The following is an 18,534-nucleotide window of genomic DNA, read 5'->3' on the forward strand; positions in this document are numbered from 1 at the left end:
CCCTTTCCCCGCCCCAGCCCCCACCTTCCGCGCTTTTGCCGACCTTCGTACCCCAAGGAGTCGATCCACCATGGCGAGCGACGCGCCCACCGGTCAGGTATCCGATCTCGACTGGCTGATGAGCGGCCTCGTGCAGCGGGTGCCGCACACCTCCAGCGCGGTGCTGCTGTCCTGCGACGGACTGGTCAAGTCCGTGCACGGCCTCGACGCCGACAGCGCCGACCACATGGCCGCGCTGGCCTCCGGCCTCTACTCCCTCGGCCGCAGCGCCGGGGTCCGCTTCGGCGACAGCGGCGACGTCCGGCAGGTCGTGGTCGAACTCGACTCGACGCTGCTGTTCGTCACCACCGCGGGCTCCGGCACCTGCCTCGCCGTGCTGGCCGGCCGCGAGGCCGACGCGGCGGTCCTCGGCTACGAGATGGCGATGCTCGTCAAGAGTGTCCGCCCCTACCTGGTCACCGCGCCCCGGCAGCACACCGCCGGGTCCCCGGCCGCCCCGGCGATGAGGCCTTGAGCGTGGCGGCGGCCGGCGACGGGCCGTGGCTGGACGACGCGGCCGGACGCCTCGTGCGCCCCTTCACGGTCAGCAACGGCCGCACCCGGCCCACCGTCGCCCTCGACCTCATGTCGCAGGTGATGACCACCGGGGTCACCCCCCTCGGCCATCTCGGTCCGGAGCACACCCAGGTCCTCGACCTGTGCCGGGCCCCCGTCCCGGTCGCCGAGGTGGCCGGCCAGCTGAGGCTGCCGGTGGCGGTGGCCAAGGTGCTGCTGTCGGACCTCGTCGACTGCGGCGCGCTGACCACCAAGCCACCCGCCGCGTTCCACCACCACCCCACGGACCGGGCCCTTCTGGAGGCAGTGCTCGATGGACTACGACGACAGCTCTGAGTACGACGCGTCCGCCGCCGACCCGTTCCCCACCGCACTGAAGATCCTGGTGGCGGGCGGATTCGGGGTGGGCAAGACCACCTTCGTCGGCGCGGTCAGCGAGATCGCGCCGCTCAGCACCGAGGAGTTGCTCACCACGGTCAGCGCCGCGACCGACAGCCTCGACGGGATCGAGAACAAACTCGAGACCACCGTGGCCATGGACTTCGGCCGCATCACCCTCGACGCGCGGCACGTGCTGTACCTGTTCGGCACCCCCGGCCAGGAGCGGTTCTGGTTCATGTGGGACGAACTGTGCGAGGGCGCGCTCGGCGCGGTCGTCCTCGCCGACACCCGCCGCCTGGAGGAGTCCTTCGCCGCCATCGACTTCTTCGAACAGCGCGGACTGGCCTTCATCGTCGCCGTCAACGAGTTCGACGGCGCCCACCGCTACGACACCGAGGAGGTACGCATCGCCATCGACCTGCCCGAGGAGGTCCCCATCGTGCGCTGCGACGCCCGCATCTCCAGCTCCGGCGTGCAGACCCTGCTCACCCTCGTACGCCACCTCCTCGCCCACACGCCGGCGCCCGCCACGGGACACGGCGCCGGAGCCCGCCCGTGAGCTACGACCCGCCACGCCCGGCCGGACGCCTGCTGCTCACCCCCGAGGACCGGGAGGCGCCCGAGCGGGTCAGGCGGCTGCGGCAGCTCGGCGTCGGCCGGCACCCCGACCCCGCCCTGGACGCCTTCGCGGACCGGATCGCCGACATGGCCCGTACGCCGTACGCCATGGTCAACTTCCTGGTGGAGAACGGGCAGGTGTTCGCCGGGCTGCACGCCCCGCGGACGCCGCCGGCCGGTGCCGGCACCACGCCCGGCTTCGCCCGGTTCCAGCCCCGCGACCACGGCTTCTGCCCCCATGTCGCGGCCCGCCGGCGGGCACTGGCCCTGGAGGACGTCCGCGACTACCCCCGGTTCGCGGGCAACCCGGTCGTCGACACGTACGGCATCCGCTCCTATCTCGGCGCGCCGCTCATCGACAGCACGGGCACCGTGCTGGGCGCGGTGAGCGCCGCCGACGTCACACCCAGACCGTGGGGCAGGGCCGGGCTGGAGACCATCAAGGCGACGGCGGCGGAGCTGATGCGCCGTATCGAGCGGAGCGCGGACGACGGCCTGCCGCTCTGACGCGCCGGCCGCAGCGGGCGGCGTGCAGGAAAGCTGCGGAGCCGGTTAAGAAAACCTCGATGGACGCCCGCGGCGCGGTGGGGCAGATTGCTGTGCGATCCCCTCATCTCCCCGGACGCGGGCCGCCTCGGCGTGCCCGGTGCCGGGCCGCACCGTCAGGAGCAGTGGCGTTGAAGGCGCTGGTCAAGGAGAAGGCGGAGCCCGGTCTGTGGCTCACGGACGTGCCGGAGCCCGTCGTCGGACCCGGTGACGTCCTCATCAAGGTGCTGCGCACCGGCATCTGCGGCACCGACCTGCACATCCGGAACTGGGACGGCTGGGCCCAGGGCGCGGTGCGCGCCCCGCTGGTCCTCGGGCACGAGTTCGCGGGCGAGGTCGTGGAGACCGGCCGGGACGTCACCGACATCGCGGCCGGCGACCTGGTGAGCGGCGAGGGCCACCTGGTGTGCGGGAAGTGCCGCAACTGCCTGGCCGGGCGGCGCCACCTGTGCCGGTCCACGGTGGGGCTCGGGGTGGGCCGGGACGGGGCGTTCGCGGAGTACGTGGCGCTGCCCGCGGCCAATGTGTGGGTGCACCGCGTCCCCGTCGACCTCGACGTGGCGGCGATCTTCGACCCGTTCGGCAACGCCGTGCACACCGCCCTGTCCTTCCCGCTGGTCGGCGAGGACGTCCTGGTCACCGGTGCCGGACCGATCGGCCTGATGGCCACCGCCGTCGCCCGGCACGCCGGCGCCCGCCATGTGATGGTCACCGACGTCAGCGCGGAGCGGCTCGACCTGGCCCGGAAACTCGGCGCGAGCCTCGCCCTCGACGTCTCCGGCGCGACCGTCGCGGACGGACAGCGGGAACTGGGCCTGCGCGAGGGCTTCGACATCGGCCTGGAGATGTCCGGCCGTCCCGAGGCGCTGCGCGACATGCTCGCCAACATGACCCACGGCGGCCGGATCGCCATGCTCGGCCTGCCTGCCGAGGAATTCGCCGTCGACTGGGCCCGGATCGTCACCTCGATGATCACCATCAAGGGCATCTACGGCCGCGAGATGTTCGAGACCTGGTACGCCATGTCGGTGCTGCTGGAGGGCGGCCTCGACCTCACGCCGGTGATCACCGGCCGCTACAGCCATGACGACTACGAGGCGGCGTTCGCCGACGCGGCGAGCGGCCGCGGCGGCAAGGTCGTCCTCGACTGGACCCGCTGAGGAGCCCCTGACCATGTTCGACTCCGTGCGCGACGACCTGCGCGCCACCCTCGACGAGATCCGTGCCGCCGGACTGCACAAGCCCGAGCGGGTGCTCGGCACCCCCCAGTCGGCCACCGTGGAGGTCACCGCCGGCGGACGCCCCGGCGAGGTCCTCAACTTCTGCGCCAACAACTACCTCGGCCTCGCCGACCACCCCGAGGTGACCGCCGCCGCCCACCGCGCCCTGGACCGCTGGGGCTACGGCATGGCCTCCGTCCGCTTCATCTGCGGCACCCAGGAGGTCCACAAGGAACTGGAGGCCCGCCTCTCGGCGTTCCTCGGCCAGGAGGACACGATCCTCTACTCCTCCTGCTTCGACGCCAACGGAGGCGTCTTCGAGACGCTCCTCGGCCCCGAGGACGCGGTGATCTCCGACGCCCTCAACCACGCCTCCATCATCGACGGCATCCGCCTGTCCAAGGCCCGCCGCCTGCGCTACGCCAACCGCGACCTCACCGAGCTGGAGGCCCGGCTGAAGGAGGCGTCCGGCGCCCGCCGGCGCCTGATCGTCACCGACGGCGTCTTCTCCATGGACGGCTACGTCGCCCCGCTCGCGGAGATCTGCGACCTCGCCGACCGCTACGACGCGATGGTCATGGTCGACGACTCGCACGCCGTCGGCTTCGTCGGCCCCGGCGGACGCGGCACCCCCGAGCTGCACGGCGTCATGGACCGCGTGGACATCCTCACCGGCACCCTCGGCAAGGCCCTCGGCGGCGCCTCCGGCGGCTATGTCGCCGCCCGCGCCGAGATCGTCGCCCTGCTGCGCCAGCGCTCCCGCCCCTACCTGTTCTCCAACACCCTCGCCCCGGTCATCGCCGCCGCCTCGCTCACCGTCCTCGACCTCCTGGAGTCCGCCGACGACCTGCGCGTCCGCCTCACCGAGAACACCGCCCGCTTCCGCCGCCGGATGACCGAGGAGGGCTTCGACATCCTCCCCGGCGACCACCCCATCGCACCGGTGATGATCGGCGACGCGGCACGGGCCGGACGGCTGGCCGAACTGCTGCTGGACCGCGGCGTGTACGTGATCGGCTTCTCCTACCCCGTCGTCCCGGAAGGACAGGCCCGCATCCGCGTCCAGCTCTCCGCCGCGCACTCCGCCGAGGACGTCGACCGCGCGGTGGACGCCTTCGTGGCGGCACGGGCGGAACTGGACGCCTGACCCGATTGCGATAATCGCCCACATGATCGAAGCGCGACGGCTGCACATCCTGAGGGCCGTGGCCGACCACGGGACCGTGACGGCGGCGGCCGCCGCGCTCTACCTCACCCCCTCGGCGGTCTCCCAGCAGCTCGCGGCCCTGGAGCAGGAGACCGGCCACCGTCTGGTCGAGCGCGGTGCCAAGGGCGTACGGCTCACCCCGGCCGGCGAGATCCTGCTCGGCCACACCAACGCCGTCCTCGCCCAGCTGGAGCGCGCCGAGGCCGAGCTGGCCGCGTACGCCTCGGGCGAGGCCGGCACGGTCACCGTCGCCGCCTTCGCCACCGGCATCGCCCTGGTCGTCGCGCCCGCCGTGGCACGCCTCGCCGGTACCGCGCCCGGCATCCGGGTGAGGGTGCGGGACGCCGAGGGCGACGCCAGCCTGCCGATGCTCCTGGACCGGCAGGTCGAGGTGGCCGTCGCCGTGGAGTACCGGGGAGCGCCGCCCGCCGACGACCCCCGGCTGACCCACGTACCGCTCTACGCCGAGCCGTTCGACGCGGTGGTGCCGGCCGGGCACCGGCTGTGCGACGCCACCGAGGTGCCGCTCGCGGAGCTGGCCAAGGACGCGTGGATCGGGCCGTACCCCGGCAATCCCTGTCATGACGTGGTGATGCTGGCCTGCGAGAACGCCGGGTTCCAGCCGCGCCCCGAGCACTCCTCGGACGACTTCCGCGCGGTGGTCGCCCTCGCCTCGGCCGGGGCGGGCGTGGCCCTCGTGCCGCGCACCGCCCTGCGCGGCACGGACCTGACCGGCGTGGTCGTCCGCCCGGTCGACGGGCCCGCTCCCACCCGCCGGGTCTTCGCCGCGGTACGCCGGGGCGGGGAGGGGCATCCGCTGATCCGCCCGGTGCTGGACGCGCTGACGGCGGCGGCCCCGCGGTGAGCGTCCCGTAACACGCGTGTCTCATATCAGGGATACCGTCCCGGATATGAGACACGCTCCCGATGCGGAAGACCCGGACCCGGTGGATGTCCGGCTCGGTGCCCGGCTCGCCGAACTGCGGGCCGAACGCGGCTGGACCCTGGACGACCTCGCCGAGCGCGCCGGGGTGAGCCGCTCCACCCTGTCCCGTGCCGAACGGGCCGAGACCAGTCCCACCGCCGCTCTCCTCAACCGCCTCTGCGCGGTCCACGGCCGCACCATGTCCCAGCTCCTCGGCGAGGTCGAGGCCCGCCCCGCGCCCGTGGTGCGCGCCGCCGACCAGCTGGTCTGGGAGGACCGCGCCGCCGGTTTCGTCCGCCGGTCCGTCTCGCCGCCGCACGCCGGGCTGCGCGGGGAACTGGTCGAGGGCCGGCTCCCCGCCGGCGCGGACCTGGCCTACGACCGGCCGCCGGTGCCCGGCCTGGAACAGCACCTCTGGGTCCTGGAGGGCGCGCTGGAGGTGACGGCCGACGGCACCGCCCACGCCCTGGGCACCGGGGACTGCCTGCGGACGCGGGTGTGGGGGCCGACCCGGTTCCGGTGCCCCGGCCCCGGCGACGCGCGGTACGTCCTCGCGGTGGTGCTGCCGTGACCGCGGCCCCGGGCGTGGTCCGCCTGGACGCGGCCCGGGTGACCGGGCACGCGGCGGAGCTGGCCGCCCTGCTGGCCGACACCGTGCACGGCGGCGCCTCGATCGGTTTCCTCGCCCCCCTCGACCGGGCCGAGGCGCTCGCCTGGTGGCGGCGGCGGGCCACCGCGGTGGCCGACGGCGGCCTCGCCGTCTGGGTGGCGTACGCGGACGGGCGGGTGGCCGGCACGGTGAGCCTCGCCCTGCCCGACCGGCCCAACAGCCGGCACCGCGCCGAACTGGTCAAGCTGATGGTGCTCCGCGAGGCCCGCGGCCGGGGTCTCGGCCGCGCCCTGCTGGCCACCGCCGAGGAGGCCGCCGCCGCGGCCGGCCTCACCCTGCTCCACCTGGACACCGAGACCGGCAGCCCCGCCGAGCGCCTCTACCGCTCCGCCGGCTGGACCCGGGCGGGCGAGATCCCCGACTACGCCGCCGACCCGGCCGGGGTACTGCGGCCGACGACGCTGTACTTCAAGCGGATCGGCGCCTGACCGGCGAGGCGGGCCCGCCCGGCCGTTGTCAGTGGGCCGGGCTACGGTGCCTGCCATGCCGGACGCCGAAGACGTACGCCGTATCGCCCTGTCCCTGCCGGACACCACGGAGAAGATCGCCTGGAGCATGCCCACCTTCCGGGTCGCGGGGAGGATGTTCGCCACCCTGCCGGAGGACGAGACGTCCCTCGCCGTGCGCTGTCCCAAGGAGGAGCGGGCGGAACTGGTCCTCGCCGAACCGGAGAAGTTCTGGATCGCCGGGCACGAGGCGCAGTTCGCCTGGGTGCGGGCGCGGCTCGCCGCGCTGGAGGACGAGGACGAGTTGCGGGACATCCTCGCCGACTCCTGGCGCCAGGCCGCCCCCGTCCGGCTGCTGGAGGACCACCCCCGGCTGGGCCTGCCGCCCACCGGCTGACCCCACCCGCTCAGTGGCGCGCCGCCGCCCCGAGGAAGCCGCCGATCCGCTCCCGCAGCGAACGGGGGTCGAGCCCGTGGGCGGCGGTGTGCTCCGCCGCGGTCCCGTAGCGCCGCAGCTCGCGCCGGCCGACGCCGAGGCCCAGCACCCGGTGCGGTACGCCGGCCAGCGCGTCGTTCACCGCCGCCGTGGACGTGCCCGCGAGATACGGTTCGACCAGGACGACGTCGGCCCGCCCGGCCCCGGCGGCCCGGCGCACCGCCGCCGCGTCGAACGGCCGGACCGTCGTCGCGTACAGCACGGTGACGTCGAGTCCCTGCGTGGCGGTGAGCACGTCGTCCAGCGTCGGCCCGACGGCCACCACCACGCCGGCGCGGCCCTCGCGCACGGTACGGAACCGGGCCCCGTCCACCGGCAGCGCGTCGCCGTTCGACAGCAGCGACAGGCGTACGTACACCTTGTCGTCCCCGGCGGCGACCGCGTGCCGCAGCAGGGTCTCGGCCTCGTCCGGGTGACCGGGCACGTGCACGGTCCAGCCGTCCAGGGTGCCGAGCAGCGCCACGTCCCCCGGCGCCATGTGGGTGTAGCCGCCGGCCGGCCAGTCGTAGGAGGCGGCGGCGCTGACCAGGACCGCGCCCACACCCTGGTGGCCGAGGTCCAGTTTGACCTGCTCGAAGGGCCGCTCCACCAGGAAGCTGGCGAAGGTGTGCACCACGGGCCGCAGCCCGGTCAGCGCCAGCCCGGCCGCGGCCCCGACGAGGAGCTGCTCCCGGATGCCGACGTTGATCACCCGGTCGGGATGGCGCCGCCCCGCCTCGGTGAAGCCGTCCGCGCCGATCTCGGCGAGCAGCACGGCGACGCGCGGGTCCCCGTCGAGCAGGCGGGTGAGCACGGGGGCGAGACGGTCCCGCATGGTGTCCATGAGGGTTCCTTTCGAAGGTGGGGTAAGGGGGCGGGGGCGTCAGGCGGTCTTCGGGGCGACCCGGGCCACGACCACGTGCGGGCGGCCCGGGTGCGGCGCGGTGAACGCCGTGTACAGCGCCTCGTGGTCCCTGCCGTCGACGGTCGCCGTCGACCAGCCCGCCGCCTCGAAGCGGGCGGCGATGCCGCCGGGCCGGGCGTGCCGGGCGGAGGCGTTGTCGACGACGACGGTGTGCAGCCGCTCCAGACCGGTGGCCCCCGCGAAGGCGATCGCCTCGTGGTTGCTGCCCTCGTCCAGTTCCGCGTCCCCGGTCAGCACCCACACCCGGGGCTCGTCCAGGCCCTGGGCGCGCAGGCCCAGCGCGGTGCCCACGGCGATCGGCAGCCCGTGCCCCAGCGATCCGCTGCCGATCTCCACCCCGGGCACCAGCGTCCGGTCGGGGTGGTGGCCCAGCGGGGAGTCGTAGGAGCCGAAGCCGGGCAGCCAGGCGGCGGGTACGAAACCCTTCGCGGCCAGCACGGCGTAGTACGCCATCGGGCCGTGCCCCTTGGACAGCAGGAACCGGTCCCGCCCGGGATCGTCCGCCTGCTCCGGGCCGACCCGCAGCACCCGGTCGTAGAGCACCCACAGCACGTCCAGCGTGGAGGTCGCCGCGGGGCCGTGCTTCTCGTCCCCGCTCATCAGTGCCATCAGCCCGGCCAGGTCGGCGTACCCGTGGGCACGCCCGCGTTCTCCGGTGATCGTTCTCGTCATACGACCGATCGTGTGACCTCGACCAAACTTGAGGTCAAGCGCCGGTGACCGAGGGGAAGAGGTGCGCGACCACGCCCCCGAGTGCGGTATGGTTTTCCTGCACGCCCAACCGGGGAAACCCCAGGTCAGGCGGGCATCGGGACGTGGCGCAGCTTGGTAGCGCACTTGACTGGGGGTCAAGGGGTCGCAGGTTCAAATCCTGTCGTCCCGACTGGAGACAGTCGCGGGTGAGGGCCGGTTTCGGAGTGATCCGAAACCGGCCTTTGATCATTCTCGGGGACCAGTCGGGGGCCAGTGGGGGCTGGTGTCCTTGACCGGGTCAGCGGGTCAGCGGGTCATGCCGAACTCGGTGACCACGTCGTCCCGGTGGGGCGCGTCGCTCGAGGCGTCCGCGACGAGGTCGTTCAGCCAAGCCCACACCGCGGTGCGCTGCGCCGAGTGGCAGACCCCGGCCGGTATCGCCGCGCACAGAACCGCGGCCGTCAACGCCGTGGGCGAGGCCGAGCGGATCGGGACCCGGGCCGCCTATTCCGCCCTGAACTGTGCTCGGCGGCCCGCGCCGAACCAGGACCGCGTCACCGAGCCGCTCACGGGCGCCGGGACGCCGGTACTGGTGGTCGCGGACCGGCTAGGACCCCGTCACCCCCACCACTGGGCCGAGGACATGACCCGAACCCTGGACTCGGCGGTCCTGCTCACGCGTGAGGGAGTCGGACACGGCTCCTACGGCACCAATTCATGTATCAGCGGCGCGGTTGACGCAGCCCTTGTCCACGGCACCCATCCCGCCGACGGCGCCGTGTGCAAGACGGACACAGCCGTCTCACTCAGGTCTCGGGAACTGCACGGACTGACGTGGAATCTGTGGCGTTGACCTGGACGTTTCCGCTCTCGGTGGCTCTCACGGACCCCCTTTTCGTCCACCGGGGGTCAAGGGGCCGCAGGTTCAGATCCTGTTGTCCCGACTGGCGACAGTCGCAGGGGGAGAGCCGGTTCGGGAGGCATCCGAAACCGGCCCTTCGTCGTGCTCGGGGACCGGCCGGGGACCGACGAGGGATGTGGCGTCCTCGTCGCTCGCGCCGAGGGCCCGCGCGAGGGCGTCGAGGGTCACGTCGACGACGGCGCGCAGCTGGTCCGCGCTCGTGCCGGCTCTGCTCATGACGGCGAGGGACTGGTTCACGGCCGCGAGGTGGGTCGCGAAGGACTCGGCCGTCTCGTCGCGCAGCCGGCCGGCCTCCAGTGCGGTGCGCAGCCGGGTGTGCTGCAGGCCGATCGCCTCCCGTGCGCGCGCGGCGACGCCCGGGCTCAGCACGGGGGTCGCCATGACGGTCTGGGCCACCAGGCATCCGTCGGGCAGCCCGGGGTCCGCGATGCGGTCCAGGGTGACGTCGAAGAACGCCCGCACTGCTGCCAGGGGCCGGTCGGCGGCGCGGGAGAGCGCGGCGTCGTACTTGTCCCCGTACCGCGTGGCGTAGCGCTCCAGGCAGCGTGTGAAGAGCGTGTCCTTGTCGCCGAGGGAGGAGTAGATGGAGCTGCGATTGAGGCCGGTCGCCCGGGACAGGTCGTCCACCGACGTGTCCGCGTACCCGGACCGCCAGAACTGGATCATCGCGGCATCGAGCGCCGTGGCGATGTCGAACTGCTTCCTGCCCGCCATGCCGCACCTCGTCTTCCTCTTGCTCGGTCCCGTCCGTCCGCCTCGGGGACCACCCTAACTCATCTTGAACCGAACAGTTCAAGATGAGTTAGGGTGACGGAACGATCCTGGCTGGAGGGAAATCATGAGTGACCCCGCACGTACCCCGCGCCCTCCCGGCGATCCGGTCCCCGACCTGCCGCTGCCCGACCTGGCCGGCTTCACCCACCGCTGGGCCGACGCGGACGGCGTCCGGCTCCACGCGGTCGAGGGCGGCCGGCCGGACGGACCGGCCGTCGTGCTGCTCGCCGGATTCCCGCAGACCTGGTGGGCATGGCGCAAGGTGATGCCGGACCTGGCCGGCCGCTTCCGTGTCATCGCGATCGACCTGCCGGGCCAGGGCCACTCCGCACGCCCGGACATCAGCTACGACACGCACACGGTCGCCGCGCACGTCCACGCCGCGGTCGAGGCGCTCGGGGTCTCGGCGTACCGGCTGGCCGCCCACGACATCGGCGCGTGGGTCGCCTTCTCCCTCGCCCTGAAGTACCCGGGCGAGTTGCGCGGCCTGGCACTGCTCGACGCCGGCATCCCGGGCATCACCCTCCCCGACGCGATCCCGACCGACCCCGAACGGGCCTGGAAGACCTGGCACTTCGCCTTCCACCTCGTGCCCGACCTGCCCGAGACCCTGCTCGCCGGCCGCGAACGGGAGTACGTCGGCTGGTTCCTGAAGGCCAAGGCGCGCTCCGTCGGCACCTTCGACGACACCGAGATCGAGCAGTACGCCGCGTCCCTGGCCGCCGACGGCGGCCTCCGCGCGTCCCTGGCCTACTACCGGGACGCCGCCGAGTCGGCGCGGAGGAACCACGAGGCGCTGGCACGGCAGCGCCTGAGCGTCCCGGTGCTGGGGATCTCCGGCAGCCACGGCTCCGTCCCCGACATGGCCGCCTCCGTCCGGCCGTGGGCCGACCACGCCACCGGGGTCGTCGTGCCGGACGCCGGACACTTCATCCCCGACGAACAGCCCGCCGCCGTCGCTGCCGCGCTCAACGGCTTCCTCACCGAGGACGACTGAGGCGGGCCAGTGCCCCGGTCCGGCTTCGGCCGCCGGGGTCCCGCCCGCGCGGAGCCGACGGGGAGGCGGTCAGAACCAGTGCAGGCAGTGCGGCGGCCGGCCGGTGCGGAAGAGGGCGTCGGCGAGGGCGGTCGCGCCGGGGCGGTGGGCGCGGATGTGCCCGGCCCGCACGAGCGTGCTGGGGGCGGTGCCGCCGAGGTAGACCGAACTTAGGTCCCGCACGTCCAGGGACAGATCGGGCTCCCGGTCCGTCGGCACGCAGTCGGCCTTGCCGCCCCTGACGGTCAGCAGATGGCGGCCGTGCTCGCCGAGGAACGGGTCCTCGACGTCGAGGACCAGCTCGCCGTCGGCGCACCAGCCGCGCGCGGTCAGTGCGCGCGGCACGTCCAGGAGCCGCACCCAGAGCCAGTCGGTGTCGCCGCTCACCTCACCGGCCCGGAAGTCCGCGAGCCGCCAGCGCAGCGGGTGCCCCGGCGGGACGTGCTTGAGGACGACCTCGGAGACCAGGTCGTGTTCGAGCACGAACCGGGCCAGGGCCGTGAAGACGGCGTCGTCGGTGGCGATGGTCTCGTCGACCGTCAGGGTCCCGGCTGCCCCGATCGAGTAGCTGGCGTACCCGTCCGGGACCCCGTCGGCGTCCCGGTGGACGGCGACGTGGCGCGGTGCCGGCGAGACCGGGGGCTGCCCCGCGCGCAGGGCCCACCAGCGGTGCGGCCGGGACAGCGCGCCGTGCTGGGCGCGGCGGTACCGGTCGTAGACCTCTTCCAGCAGGTCGCCGCAGTCGGCCCGGCGCAGCACCTCGACCGAGCCGGCCGCTTCCTTGTCGGCCCTTCCGCGCGCCCGGGGAGGGGCGAGGGCGGCTCGGTGGCACGGCACGGTCAGCCGCGCCGTGCAGGTCGCCGGTCCGTAACCGAACCGGCCGTAGATCGTCGCCTCCGAGGCAAGCAGCACGGAGAGGAACTCCCCGCGGGCCCGGAACGTGTCGATCTGATGCCGCGTCATCGCGCGGAGCACGCCCCGGCGCCGGTGCGAGGGGAGGACGCCGATGGCGGTCACGCCGGAGACCGGGAGGAGGGCCCCGCCGGGCAGGGTGAGTTCGAAGGAGTGCGCGGCGGCGGTGCCGACGGGGCGCCCGTCCGCCGTCAGGGCCAGCAGACAGCGGTCCGTTTCGAGCGCCGACCACCAGAGCCCGCCGCCCTTGACCGGGGTCTCGGGAAAGCGCCCGAACGCGGCGTGGACCGTGTCGACGAAGACGTCGAGGTCCTGGTCGGTCGTGGGACGTATCCGTATCACTGCCGCTGCCTCCTCGGTGGGGCGGCACCACGACCGGCGCCGCCTGGCCAGAGTGCAGCCCCGTTCCGCGACGGGGGCAAGCGAATTACGGCCGGGTGCCGGGGCGGGCGGACCCCGTCACCCGGAGCGGACGGCCGCTTCCCAGCCCAGCGCGGGGCCGAGCCGTTCGGCGATGTCGGTGAGGATCTGCTCGTAGTCCTCCTCGTCGAAGGTGAAGGGCAGCGCGAAGGCGACCTCCTCGACCTCCCGGAACGCGGCGTGCTCCCGCAGGCGTTCCGCGATCCACTCCGAGGGACCGACGAGGTCGGGCGCGTAGAGCAGCCGGGCCGGGCCGTGCGGCTGCCCGGTGCGGGGCAGCCGCCGCGCGGCGTACTCCTCGTACTTAGCGCGCCGCGCCGCGCCGGCGGAGTCGGTGGGGATGACCACCAGCCCCTGGGAGACCCGGGCCGCGTCCCCGGCGGGGTGGGCCGCGCGGAAGGCGCGGATGTGGGAGAGCTGGACGGCGGCGAAGTCCACCGGTCCCGGAGTCGCGGCGTCCTCGGCCTTGACCACGCTGCTGGTGAGGAGGTTCATGGCGTTCTCCCCGGCCCAGCGGGCCGAGCGCAGGCTGCCACCGCCGTACCACACGCGCCCGCGCAGACCGGGGGAGTGCGGCTGGACCCGGTCGGAGTAGGTCTCGATGCCCTCCGTGCCGCGGAAGTCCGTGGCCGGCTCACCGGCGAGGTGCGCGAGGAGGCGCCGCACGCGTTCGTAGCCGAACTCCTCCGCGTCGGCGGTGCCGGGGTACAGGGCGTCCCTGACCCGCTCGTAGTGCATCGGCGGGCCGGTGCTCACGCCAGGGTTGAACCGGCCGCCGGACAGGAGGTCGACCGTCGCCCAGTCCTCCGCGAGCCGCAGCGGATTCTCCCAGCCCAGCGGGGTCACCGCGGTCCCCAGCTCGATGTGCTCGGTGCGCTGGGTGGCGGCGGCGAGGACCGCCACCGGCGACGCGATGCCGTACTGGAGGTGCCGGTGGCGCACCCACGCGCTGTCGTAGCCGAGGCGTTCGCCCAGCTCGATCAGGCGCAGGGTGGACTCGTGCCCGCGGGCCGGGTCCTTCTCGTCGAACAGTCCGATCGTGAGGAATCCCAGCTTCCGCAGGGGCCTGCCGTTCATCTCCGCCCACTCCCGCCCACTCCGGCCCGTGCGGGCCTCCACCACGCTCACCGATGATGATCAGATCATGTGCCGCCGACCCGCTCAAGACGCGGTCGGCTCACCGAGCAGCGCCCAGGCACCTCCCCGGCCGACGGTCGCGGCGAGCGCGGGCGAGTCGTAGGAGAAGGTCTGCCCGGACCAGGCCGGGCGCGGCCCGGCCGCCTCCGCCTCCCGGGCGAGTCCCACCAGCGTGCCGATCGGCTGATGCGCGGGGAGCGCCACTCCTGTCGTCATGACTGCGGAAACGGGCACGGGCGGCGCCGTCATCCCCACCGCGTATGACAGTCGTGTGAACAGGGGGAAGGTGCTCCCCGGGGAACGAGGGCCGACGTGCGGGCGCGCGCTCCGCGGTGTCCGCCGGGCGCAGCGTCTCGCGGAGCCGGGCGGCCCTCGCCTTCGACACGGTCCCGCCCGGCTCCCGGCGCCCGGCGGCCACCTCGTCCGCCTCGTCACCGAGCGCGGCGAACACCTGGACCTCGGCTTCCTCCCCGTGCCGTACGGCACGGTCCGCGCTGTCTCCTTCGACCCCTACGCCCTCAACCCCTACGCCCTCAACCCCTACGCCCTCAACCCCGACGCCTTCGACCCCTATGCCTTCGGCTGCGTCGACGACTTCCTCCACCACCCCCGGATACCGGTCCGTCACCCCCGCGGCCGGCCGTGCCATCGTCCTCGCCCCCGGCGCCCACGACCTGCGCGTCCCCCTGCCGGTGCGGCAGCCCGGCGGGCGACCGCACAGGCGTCCCTCACGGTCGTGACTCGGACCAGGCGTTCCCGAGGACCGCTCAAGCCCGTCCCGTGGCTCCGGCCGGCAGCCCCCCCGGCGGCCGGCCCGGCTCCGCGCCACGGATGCGTCCCGGTCCTCGACCTCGTCCTCGACCTCGTCTTCGTCCTCGCCGTCGGCGGTAGCGGCGCGCGCCGCCGCGCGACCGTGCGCGCACCGGAGAGGGACGACCGCACCCCTGGAGGCGGCGAGCGCGCCGCGGCCGTCCCTGTCACTCCGGATCGTTCCGGATGCCCCGCCCGACGCTCCCCCCGCTACGGTGCCCGCACAACCGACGCGTACGGAGCCCGGGGAGCAGCGATGCCGACGTCCGTCACCACCTCCCGGCCCACCGCCACCCCGCTCGGGCACCAGGAACGGCGGGTGCTCACCGCGGTCGGCTGCGGATTGCGGGACGACGAGATCGCCACTGCCCTGGGCCTGTCCGAGGACGCCGTGGCCGAACATCTCGCACGGGTCCTGGCCAAGCGCGGTCTGCGGGACCGGGCCGCCGCCATCGTGCACGCCTTCGACTGCGGCCTGGCCGTGCCCGGCCGCGGCCCCCGCACCCGGCCGGTCCGCGCGGCGCCCCGGGCCGGCGCCGCGCGCACGCCGGGCGCGACCCTGCGGCTCTCCCTGCTCGGACCACTCCGGGCCTGGCGGGACGGACGGCCCCTGGATCTGGGGCACCTGCGCCAGCAAGCCGTCCTGGCGGCCCTGGCCCTGGCCGCGGGTCGCTCCCTCAGCCGGCGGGAACTCCTCGCCGACGTGTGGGGCATGGAGTCACCGGCCGCCAACGTGGTGCCGGTGTACGTGTACCGGCTGCGCAAGGCGCTGCGGGCCGGGGACGCCGCGGACCCGGTCATCGAGCACGGGCTGCGCGGCTACCGGCTGGCCCCCGGCGCGGTCGACGTGGACGTGGCCCGCCTGGAGTCCCGGATCACCGGCATCGCGGAGGCGGAGCGGGCGGGCGACCTGCCGGAGGCGGTCCGCCGCTGCGCGCTGGCGCTGGAGCTGTTCCGCGAGGAGCCCCTGGCCGGGCTGCCGGGGCCGCTCGCCGAACTGGAACGGCTGCGGCTCGCCGAGCGCGGGATCGCCCTCGCGCAGCGGAAGGCGACGTGGCAGCTGCGCCTCGGGCAGGACGCGGAGGCCATCGCCGAGCTGTTCGCCCTGTCGGCCGCGCATCCCCACCATGAGCCGTCGGCCGCGCTGCTGATGCGGGCCCTGCACCGCAACGGCCGCCAGGCCGACGCCCTCACGGTGTTCGAACGCGCCCGCCGGCTGCTCGCCGACGACCTCGGGGTACCGCCGAGCCCCCTGCTGTGGCGGGCCCACCGGACGATCCTGCGCGGGGACGGGGCCGGTCCCGTCCCCTGAGTTCACCAGGCGGCGGGGTACCAGGCGCCGTTGTACCACTGCTCGTTGGCGCTGTCGTTGTGGAAGTCCATGTTGAAGTCGTTGGGGTAGTTCACGATGTGGTTGTTCGGGTAGGTCCAGATGCCGGCGGACTCGTCGCAGACGTAGTCCCAGTGGCAGATCGTCTTGACCGGTACGTCGCCGAAGTACCGGTCGGCGCCGGCGAGCGGGGCGCCGACGATCCCGCCGAACGGCACGGAGCCCCCATTGGCACCGGGGCCGCCCTGGCGCTTGGGGTCCGCGATGAGGACGGCGTTGACGTTGTCGAAGGTCTGCCAGTTCTCGGTGACCCAGATGTGCACCACCGCCGCGCCCAGCGAGTAGCCGCCCATCTTGACGTGCTGGCCCGGGCAGGCGGCGCGCTGGTCGCGCACCAGCCGGTTCAGCTCGTTGACACCCGCCCGGGCGCTCGCGCCGTTGGGAATGGTGGTGGGGTATCCGACGTGCTGCTGGATGTTGCCGGTGAACCCGTCGTTGTTCCACGAGCTGCCGGTGCCGCCGACGACGATCGTGTACGTGCCCTCGCACGGAGCCGCCGCCCTGGCCGTCGCCGCCTGCGCCGTGGACGCCTGCACCAGCGAGAGCCCCGCCGTCAGCACGAGTCCGGCCGCCGCGGCCGTGGTCCTCATCGCTCGCATCTCGTTCCTCCCCATGGGGTCCAGGTACGCCCACGAGGCTGGCAGCCGCCGATGACCTCGCGATGAAACGCCCGGTCCGCCGGTTCCATCGCTATTTCATCGGCGTTCCCTACCGTCGTCCGCCACGACCCGGATGTGACGACGGAAAGGCACACCGTGCGAAGAAGCGGCTTCTACCGCGCGTTCCTCCGGCTGGTCCTGGTGGCCGGCCTGGGGGCGCTGTTCATCGGGCTGACCGCCCCGGTCGGCGTGGCCCGGCCCGGCCCCGCGCCGGACCCGGACGACGACCGGTCCGGCGTCTCCCGGTACTTCACCGGCCCGGAAGGCTTCGCCGCCATCCCGACCGCGCCCTGCGACCCGGCCGGCCCGTCGGCCGCCGACGCCACCCTGGCGGACCAGCTCAACCCGCAGCTCGGCGCGAAGATGGCCGGCCACCTGGACGCGTACCGGATGTCCTGCGCGCGGATGGTCACGCAGGCCGTGAAGGACCGGGGGCTCACCCCGCGAGCCGCGGCGATCGCCGTCGCCACGATCATCGTCGAGTCCAGCATGAACAACTACGCCCAGGCCGTCGACCACACCAGCATCGGACTGTTCCAGCAGCAGGACTGGTGGGGCAGCCGCGAACAGCGCCTGGACCCGGTCTACGCCACCAACGCCTTCCTCGACGCGATGGAACGCCTGTACCCGGGCGGCTCCTGGAACGACGTGCCGATCGGCGAGGTGTGCTGGCGCGTGCAGCAGCCCCGGGAGGACCTGCGCCACCTCTACGGCGTCGAGGCGGGCGACGCCACCCTGATCGCCAACGCGCTGTGGTCCGGTACGAGTGCCGGCCCCACGCATCCGTACCACTCCGGCCGGGTCGTGTCGGGGCGGTCCGCGGACGGGCGCCTGGAGGCGTTCGCCGCCGGGGCCGACGGCGTGTACCACGCGTGGCAGACCGCGGTGAACGGGGCCTGGTCGCCGTGGCGGTCCGTGGGCGGCCCGCGCGACGCCCAGCTCGCGGTGGCGTCCAACGCGGACGGACGGCTGGAACTGTTCGCGCTGTCGGACACCACCTTCGACCACATGTGGCAGACCGGGCCGAGCGCCGGGTGGTCCGCCTGGGAGAACTTCGGCACCGGCGGGTCACGGGTGGCGGCGGGCAACAACGCCGACGGCCGGATCGAGGTCTTCGCGTCCAACGCGGACGGGGTGTTCCACCGCTGGCAGACCGCGCCCAGCGGCGGCTGGTCCGCCTGGGAGGGCACCCACGGCGGGCCGGCCGACGCGCGCCTCGCCATGGAGACCGCCCCCGACGGACGGCTGGAGGTCTTCGCGCTCTCCGACGCGACGTTCGGCCATCTCTACCAGACGGGCGTCAACGGCGGCTGGTCGGCCTGGGAGGACTTCGGCACCGGAGGGCACGCGGTCACCGCCGGCCACAACCAGGACGGCCGACTGGAGGTGTTCGCCTCCAACGCCGACGGCATCTTCCACCGCTGGCAGACCAGCCCCACCACCTGGTCGGCGTGGACCGGCACCGGGGGGCTCCCGGACGCCGAGCTGGCCTCGTCGCGGACGGCCGACGGAAGGGTCGAGGTGTTCGCGATCAACTCCACGGCGGCGAGCCACAGTTGGCAGACCGGGCCGAACGCGGCGTTCTCCCCGTGGCAGACCTTCGGCGGCGGCGGCACCGCGATCGGGACCGGTACCAACGCCGACGGGCGGATCGAGGTGTTCGGCACCAGCCACGCCGGTGTCCACCACCGGTGGCAGACCGGCTTCGCCACCTGGTCGGAGTGGGCCTGGCTGAACGACTCCGGACCGGCGGTGCCGTAGCGACGGAACGGGGCCGTCCCTCCCGGCCGGGAAGGACGGCCCCGCGGCACCC

21 protein-coding genes, 1 tRNA gene and 1 pseudogene are annotated in these 18,534 nt (G+C 73.9%); 15 read left to right on the forward strand and 8 right to left on the reverse strand.

All coding sequences use genetic code 11. The features are described from left to right. The first annotated feature begins 70 nt into the window (after positions 1–70). From Sdagh_RS23835 to Sdagh_RS23880, 10 genes are all read left to right on the forward strand, one after another. Complete coding sequence (locus Sdagh_RS23835) at positions 71–514, forward strand: roadblock/LC7 domain-containing protein (RefSeq protein WP_189415767.1); 444 nt, start codon at positions 71–73, stop codon at positions 512–514. 2 nt (positions 515–516) lie between these two features. Beyond that, positions 517–891, forward strand: a complete 375-nt coding sequence (locus tag Sdagh_RS23840; RefSeq protein WP_189416253.1) for a DUF742 domain-containing protein — start codon at positions 517–519, stop codon at positions 889–891. Then, positions 869–1,495, forward strand: a complete 627-nt coding sequence (locus Sdagh_RS23845; RefSeq protein WP_189415768.1) for a GTP-binding protein — start codon at positions 869–871, stop codon at positions 1,493–1,495. The genes Sdagh_RS23840 and Sdagh_RS23845 overlap by 23 nt, the downstream gene beginning before the upstream one ends. After that, entirely contained in the window at positions 1,492–2,061 is a 570-nt protein-coding gene (locus Sdagh_RS23850) for a GAF domain-containing protein (RefSeq protein WP_189415769.1), read from the forward strand. The genes Sdagh_RS23845 and Sdagh_RS23850 overlap by 4 nt, the downstream gene beginning before the upstream one ends. A gap of 170 nt (positions 2,062–2,231) precedes the next feature. Further along, the gene (tdh, locus tag Sdagh_RS23855; RefSeq protein WP_189416256.1) at positions 2,232–3,260 is read left to right on the forward strand and encodes an L-threonine 3-dehydrogenase; all 1,029 of its coding nucleotides are present in this window, start codon (positions 2,232–2,234) and stop codon (positions 3,258–3,260) included. A gap of 13 nt (positions 3,261–3,273) precedes the next feature. Further along, the gene (locus Sdagh_RS23860; protein WP_189415770.1) at positions 3,274–4,467 is read left to right on the forward strand and encodes a glycine C-acetyltransferase; all 1,194 of its coding nucleotides are present in this window, start codon (positions 3,274–3,276) and stop codon (positions 4,465–4,467) included. Positions 4,468–4,489: 22 nt separating this feature from the next. After that, positions 4,490–5,392, forward strand: coding sequence for a LysR family transcriptional regulator (locus Sdagh_RS23865; protein ID WP_189415771.1), 903 nt, complete (start codon positions 4,490–4,492; stop codon positions 5,390–5,392). A 46-nt stretch (positions 5,393–5,438) separates the two neighbouring features. Beyond that, complete coding sequence (locus Sdagh_RS23870) at positions 5,439–6,023, forward strand: helix-turn-helix domain-containing protein (protein ID WP_190077072.1); 585 nt, start codon at positions 5,439–5,441, stop codon at positions 6,021–6,023. A 14-nt stretch (positions 6,024–6,037) separates the two neighbouring features. Continuing rightward, a complete protein-coding gene (locus tag Sdagh_RS23875; protein WP_370594983.1) occupies positions 6,038–6,550 on the forward strand; it encodes a GNAT family N-acetyltransferase in 513 nt (170 codons plus the stop codon). 55 nt (positions 6,551–6,605) lie between these two features. Beyond that, positions 6,606–6,965 carry an MmcQ/YjbR family DNA-binding protein gene (locus Sdagh_RS23880; protein ID WP_189415775.1) on the forward strand — a complete coding sequence of 120 codons (360 nt, stop codon included), beginning with the start codon at positions 6,606–6,608 and terminating at the stop codon, positions 6,963–6,965. Between the two features lie 10 nt (positions 6,966–6,975). Here Sdagh_RS23880 and Sdagh_RS23885 read toward each other — a convergent pair whose 3' ends face one another. Further along, a complete protein-coding gene (locus tag Sdagh_RS23885; protein ID WP_190009483.1) occupies positions 6,976–7,887 on the reverse strand; it encodes a transketolase family protein in 912 nt (303 codons plus the stop codon). 39 nt (positions 7,888–7,926) lie between these two features. Continuing rightward, entirely contained in the window at positions 7,927–8,640 is a 714-nt protein-coding gene (locus Sdagh_RS23890; protein ID WP_189415779.1) for a thiamine pyrophosphate-binding protein, read from the reverse strand. 137 nt (positions 8,641–8,777) lie between these two features. Between Sdagh_RS23890 and Sdagh_RS23895 the strand changes: the two genes are divergently transcribed. Further along, positions 8,778–8,851 (forward strand) — tRNA-Pro (locus Sdagh_RS23895). A gap of 116 nt (positions 8,852–8,967) precedes the next feature. Here the strand turns inward: Sdagh_RS23895 and Sdagh_RS23900 are convergent. Then, positions 8,968–9,126 carry a hypothetical protein gene (locus Sdagh_RS23900; RefSeq protein WP_190077114.1) on the reverse strand — a complete coding sequence of 53 codons (159 nt, stop codon included), beginning with the start codon at positions 9,124–9,126 and terminating at the stop codon, positions 8,968–8,970. A gap of 4 nt (positions 9,127–9,130) precedes the next feature. Between Sdagh_RS23900 and Sdagh_RS23905 the strand changes: the two genes are divergently transcribed. Beyond that, complete coding sequence (locus tag Sdagh_RS23905) at positions 9,131–9,514, forward strand: alpha/beta hydrolase (protein WP_226535617.1); 384 nt, start codon at positions 9,131–9,133, stop codon at positions 9,512–9,514. A gap of 201 nt (positions 9,515–9,715) precedes the next feature. On the opposite strand, the pseudogene Sdagh_RS23910 reads toward Sdagh_RS23905, so the two are convergent. Then, a pseudogene (locus Sdagh_RS23910) lies at positions 9,716–10,297 on the reverse strand (TetR/AcrR family transcriptional regulator); the annotation flags it as partial. A 124-nt stretch (positions 10,298–10,421) separates the two neighbouring features. Here Sdagh_RS23910 and Sdagh_RS23915 point away from each other — a divergent pair. After that, complete coding sequence (locus Sdagh_RS23915; RefSeq protein ID WP_190077070.1) at positions 10,422–11,354, forward strand: alpha/beta fold hydrolase; 933 nt, start codon at positions 10,422–10,424, stop codon at positions 11,352–11,354. 69 nt (positions 11,355–11,423) lie between these two features. On the opposite strand, the gene Sdagh_RS23920 is transcribed toward Sdagh_RS23915, so the two are convergent. The 3 genes from Sdagh_RS23920 to Sdagh_RS23930 form a co-directional block, all read right to left on the reverse strand. Then, positions 11,424–12,644 (reverse strand): GNAT family N-acetyltransferase, encoded by a 1,221-nt coding sequence (locus tag Sdagh_RS23920; protein WP_190077108.1) that lies wholly within the window; start codon positions 12,642–12,644, stop codon positions 11,424–11,426. 120 nt (positions 12,645–12,764) lie between these two features. Continuing rightward, a complete protein-coding gene (locus Sdagh_RS23925; RefSeq protein ID WP_190077069.1) occupies positions 12,765–13,802 on the reverse strand; it encodes an LLM class flavin-dependent oxidoreductase in 1,038 nt (345 codons plus the stop codon). Between the two features lie 84 nt (positions 13,803–13,886). Beyond that, positions 13,887–14,078, reverse strand: coding sequence for a hypothetical protein (locus Sdagh_RS23930; protein ID WP_190077068.1), 192 nt, complete (start codon positions 14,076–14,078; stop codon positions 13,887–13,889). An 850-nt stretch (positions 14,079–14,928) separates the two neighbouring features. Between Sdagh_RS23930 and Sdagh_RS23935 the strand changes: the two genes are divergently transcribed. Continuing rightward, positions 14,929–15,984, forward strand: coding sequence for a BTAD domain-containing putative transcriptional regulator (locus Sdagh_RS23935; protein ID WP_190077067.1), 1,056 nt, complete (start codon positions 14,929–14,931; stop codon positions 15,982–15,984). Between the two features lie 2 nt (positions 15,985–15,986). Here the strand turns inward: Sdagh_RS23935 and Sdagh_RS23940 are convergent, their stop codons facing one another. After that, a complete protein-coding gene (locus Sdagh_RS23940; protein ID WP_190009474.1) occupies positions 15,987–16,661 on the reverse strand; it encodes a cutinase family protein in 675 nt (224 codons plus the stop codon). A gap of 156 nt (positions 16,662–16,817) precedes the next feature. Here Sdagh_RS23940 and Sdagh_RS23945 point away from each other — a divergent pair, with 156 nt between their 5' ends. After that, entirely contained in the window at positions 16,818–18,482 is a 1,665-nt protein-coding gene (locus Sdagh_RS23945) for a PLL family lectin (protein WP_190077066.1), read from the forward strand. Positions 18,483–18,534 lie beyond the last annotated feature (52 nt).

The sequence above is a fragment of the Streptomyces daghestanicus genome, from assembly GCF_020521275.1.
Classification (GTDB): Bacteria; Actinomycetota; Actinomycetes; order Streptomycetales; family Streptomycetaceae; genus Streptomyces; species Streptomyces griseoviridis.

What these genes read in the sequence shown, in the direction of transcription:
- Sdagh_RS23940 (WP_190009474.1), bottom strand. Translation starts at nt 16,661, where the DNA reads ATGCGAGCGATGAGGACCACGGCCGCGGCGGCCGGACTCGTGCTGACG.
- Sdagh_RS23890 (WP_189415779.1), bottom strand. Translation starts at nt 8,640, where the DNA reads ATGACGAGAACGATCACCGGAGAACGCGGGCGTGCCCACGGGTACGCC.
- Sdagh_RS23885 (WP_190009483.1), bottom strand. Translation starts at nt 7,887, where the DNA reads ATGGACACCATGCGGGACCGTCTCGCCCCCGTGCTCACCCGCCTGCTC.
- Sdagh_RS23870 (WP_190077072.1), top strand. Translation starts at nt 5,439, where the DNA reads ATGAGACACGCTCCCGATGCGGAAGACCCGGACCCGGTGGATGTCCGG.
- Sdagh_RS23865 (WP_189415771.1), top strand. Translation starts at nt 4,490, where the DNA reads ATGATCGAAGCGCGACGGCTGCACATCCTGAGGGCCGTGGCCGACCAC.
- Sdagh_RS23925 (WP_190077069.1), bottom strand. Translation starts at nt 13,802, where the DNA reads ATGAACGGCAGGCCCCTGCGGAAGCTGGGATTCCTCACGATCGGACTG.
- Sdagh_RS23845 (WP_189415768.1), top strand. Translation starts at nt 869, where the DNA reads ATGGACTACGACGACAGCTCTGAGTACGACGCGTCCGCCGCCGACCCG.
- Sdagh_RS23880 (WP_189415775.1), top strand. Translation starts at nt 6,606, where the DNA reads ATGCCGGACGCCGAAGACGTACGCCGTATCGCCCTGTCCCTGCCGGAC.
- Sdagh_RS23935 (WP_190077067.1), top strand. Translation starts at nt 14,929, where the DNA reads ATGCCGACGTCCGTCACCACCTCCCGGCCCACCGCCACCCCGCTCGGG.
- Sdagh_RS23930 (WP_190077068.1), bottom strand. Translation starts at nt 14,078, where the DNA reads ATGACGACAGGAGTGGCGCTCCCCGCGCATCAGCCGATCGGCACGCTG.
- Sdagh_RS23860 (WP_189415770.1), top strand. Translation starts at nt 3,274, where the DNA reads ATGTTCGACTCCGTGCGCGACGACCTGCGCGCCACCCTCGACGAGATC.
- Sdagh_RS23835 (WP_189415767.1), top strand. Translation starts at nt 71, where the DNA reads ATGGCGAGCGACGCGCCCACCGGTCAGGTATCCGATCTCGACTGGCTG.
- Sdagh_RS23915 (WP_190077070.1), top strand. Translation starts at nt 10,422, where the DNA reads ATGAGTGACCCCGCACGTACCCCGCGCCCTCCCGGCGATCCGGTCCCC.